Here is a 3,127-nt window from a genome sequence, read left to right as displayed (position 1 = left end):
CGCCAACGTCCAGTCTTACGTCTACGGCCCGATGCCGTCGCAACCGCTGGGCTGGTTCAAGAAACCGGTCACCAAGGCCGCCGACATGAAGGGCCTGAAGTTCCGCACAGTCGGTATTTCGATCGACGTGTTCCAGGGCATGGGCGCCGCCGTCAACGCGCTGCCAGGCGGCGAAATCGTCCCGGCCATGGACCGCGGCCTGCTCGATGCAGCCGAATTCAACAATGCCAGCTCGGATCGCTTGCTTGGGTTCCCGGACGTGTCGAAGGTCTGCATGCTGCAGAGCTTCCATCAGAACGCCGAGCAGTTCGAGATCATGTTCAACAAGACAAAGTTCGACGCACTGCCAGCCAAGATGAGGGCAATCATCGACAACGCTGCCGAGGCGGCTTCCTCCGACATGTCGTGGAAAGCCATCGACCGCTATTCCAAGGACTATACGGAGATGCAGACCAAGCAGGGCGTCAAGTTCTACAAGACCCCGGACGCTATCCTGCAAGAGCAGCTCAAGGTCTACGACACGGTCACGGACAAGAAATCCTCAGACCCCTTGTTCAAGGAGATTGTGGAATCGCAGCGCAAGTTCGCCGAGCGCGCACTGCGCTGGGAAATGGATACGGTCACCAACCGGCGCATGGCTTACAACCACTACTTTGGCAAGAAAGCACCCGCCAAGAAGGCCTGATTCCCGCCGCTCCTGACAAGACACCATCCAGCGATCCTGGATGGTGTTTTTTTGGTGGCGGCGAAAATGCCTCGCTGCCATGAATTCCCTGGAACCTGATGATGCAAAAGACTCTGCTTTTTATTGACCGGCTCAGCACTTGGGTCGGCCAGCTTTTCGCGTGGCTGATCGTTTCGCTCACCGCGCTGATCTGCTGGGAAGTATTCTCCCGTTACGTGCTGGGCACGCCGCATGCGTGGGCATTCGACGTCATGATCATGATGTACGGCGTGCTGTTCATGATGGCCGGCGCCTACACGCTGTCCAAGAACGGCCACGTCCGGGGCGACGTGCTGTACGGGTTTTTCCCGCCGCGAGTGCAGGCCGGGTTGGACCTCGCACTCTATTTCCTGTTCTTCATACCGGGCATCGTCGCCCTGGTCTGGGCGGGATACACCTACGCCGGCGAATCCTGGCGGATCAACGAACATTCAAACATCACCGCCGATGGACCACCGATTTATCCGTTCAAGACAGCAATCCCTATAGCCGGTGCCATGCTGCTGTTGCAGGGCATCGTGGAGATCGTGCGCTGCGTGATCTGTCTGAAAACCGGTGAATGGCCGTCGCGCGAGCAGGATGTCGAGGAAGTCGACGTCGAAAAGCTCAAGGAGATGGTCCACGTCAAGGATGAAGACATATTGAACGCCGACAAGTACGTAACCGGCCAGAGCGGGAGCAAGCAATGAAGCGCGGCGCATGGTTTGGCTTGACGATCCTGGCAATGATCGCCGTGGCCGTGTTCATTTTGATGCCACCGATTTCACAACTTACGAATGGCCACCTCGGCCTGCTGATGCTGGCCCTGATCGTGGTTGCGATCATGCTGGGCTTTCCGACCGCATTCACGTTGATGGGCATGGGCGTGATCTTCACCTTCCTGGCTTACAGAAGCCAGGATCCCGGGACAGCGACCGCGCAGACTCTCGACCTGATGGTGCAACGCGCCTACGCAGTGATGTCGAATGACGTTCTGATCTCAATCCCGCTGTTCGTATTCATGGGCTACCTGGTCGAACGGGCCAACCTGATCGAGAAGCTGTTCAAGAGCCTGCACCTGGCAATGGCCCGGATTCCGGGCTCGCTGGCCGTGGCCACCATCGTGACCTGCGCGATTTTTGCAACCGCTACCGGCATCGTCGGTGCGGTGGTTACGCTGATGGGGCTGCTGGCGATGCCCGCCATGCTGAAGGCCGGCTACAACGTGCGGCTGTCTGCCGGAGCGATTACGGCCGGCGGCTGCCTGGGCATCCTGATACCGCCATCGGTCATGCTGATCGTGTATGGCGCGACCGCCGGCGTTTCGGTGGTGACGCTGTATGCCGGCGCTTTCTTCCCGGGACTCATGCTCGCAACAATGTACATCGGCTACATCATCATCGTTGCCAAGATCAAGCCGTCCTACGCGCCGCCGCTGTCGGAAGCCGATCGCCATGTGCCGCTGCCGCCAGCCGCACAGTCCATCGTTGACAGTGGCGGCAGCCGCAATGCGGTGGCCGGACTGTTCAGTGCGATCAAAGGCAAGCGCGCAGCAAACGTTCCGGCGGCAACGCTGTTCGGGCAAATGCTGATCGCGCTATTGCCAGCCATCGTTTTTGCCGCGGCAATGCTCTTCACCTACAAGTCCGTCACTACCGCGCCTGAGGTCCAGGACTCCGGCAGCCTGGTGGAGATGGGGTCGGTGGCCCAGGATGCCGGCGGCGCTGCGCAACAGGCCGGTGGATTGGCCGAGCCCGAAGCGGCTGGAGGATTGCAGGAGCCTGAGCAGGCTGGCGGATTGCAGGAGCCACCGGCAGACGGGAAAGCCGAAGCCGCCGCCGGGCCTGCCAAGGCAAGCAAAGCAGAGGCGCCGGCAGCGGCAACACCTGAACCGGCCAAGGCAAGCGCTGCGGCCGATCGGGTCGATGCACCGAAGGGGTACTGGATCGCACTGGCCATCGGGCTGGCGGCGCTGATCGTGTTCTATGCGATCTTCTCGTTTACCCGGCTGGAAATATTCAAGATGCTGCTGGGCTCGTTCTTCCCCCTCGCGATCCTGATCATTTCCGTGCTTGGCGCGATCGTTTTCGGGCTGGCTACGCCGGGAGAAGCGGCGGCAATGGGTTCGCTGGGTGGCCTGGTGCTTGCAGGCGCCTATCGCCGCCTCAACATGACGGTCCTGAAGGAGTCGGTGTTCCTGACGGCAAAGACAAGCGCGATGGTTTGCTGGTTGTTCGTCGGCTCGAGCATCTTTTCGGCGGCCTTCGCGCTACTCGGCGGCCAGGAAATCATCAATAGCTGGGTGCTGTCGATGGACCTGACGCCCATCCAGTTCATGATCCTGGCGCAAGTCATCATTTTCCTGCTCGGCTGGCCGCTGGAGTGGACCGAGATCATCGTCATTTTCATGCCGATCTTCATCCC

At 60.2% G+C, this 3,127-nt stretch carries 2 protein-coding genes and 1 pseudogene; all 3 read left to right on the top strand.

Features of this window, described 5'->3' with window-relative positions; all coding sequences use genetic code 11:
- Positions 1-685 (top strand): annotated as a pseudogene (locus Q7T06_RS08695) (C4-dicarboxylate ABC transporter); the annotation flags it as partial.
- A 101-nt stretch (positions 686-786) separates the two neighbouring features.
- The gene (locus Q7T06_RS08690; protein WP_304783545.1) at positions 787-1,413 is read left to right on the top strand and encodes a TRAP transporter small permease subunit; all 627 of its coding nucleotides are present in this window, start codon (positions 787-789) and stop codon (positions 1,411-1,413) included.
- A partial coding sequence (locus tag Q7T06_RS08685; RefSeq protein ID WP_304783542.1) for a TRAP transporter large permease subunit occupies positions 1,410-3,127 on the top strand: 1,718 nt, incomplete at its 3' end. The genes Q7T06_RS08690 and Q7T06_RS08685, both read left to right, overlap by 4 nt.

This window comes from Herminiimonas sp. (assembly GCF_030645555.1).
Lineage (GTDB): Bacteria > Pseudomonadota > Gammaproteobacteria > Burkholderiales > Burkholderiaceae_D > Oxalicibacterium.
The sequence above is the reverse complement of the archived record's forward strand: the minus strand, read 5'-3'. Positions and strand labels throughout refer to the sequence as shown.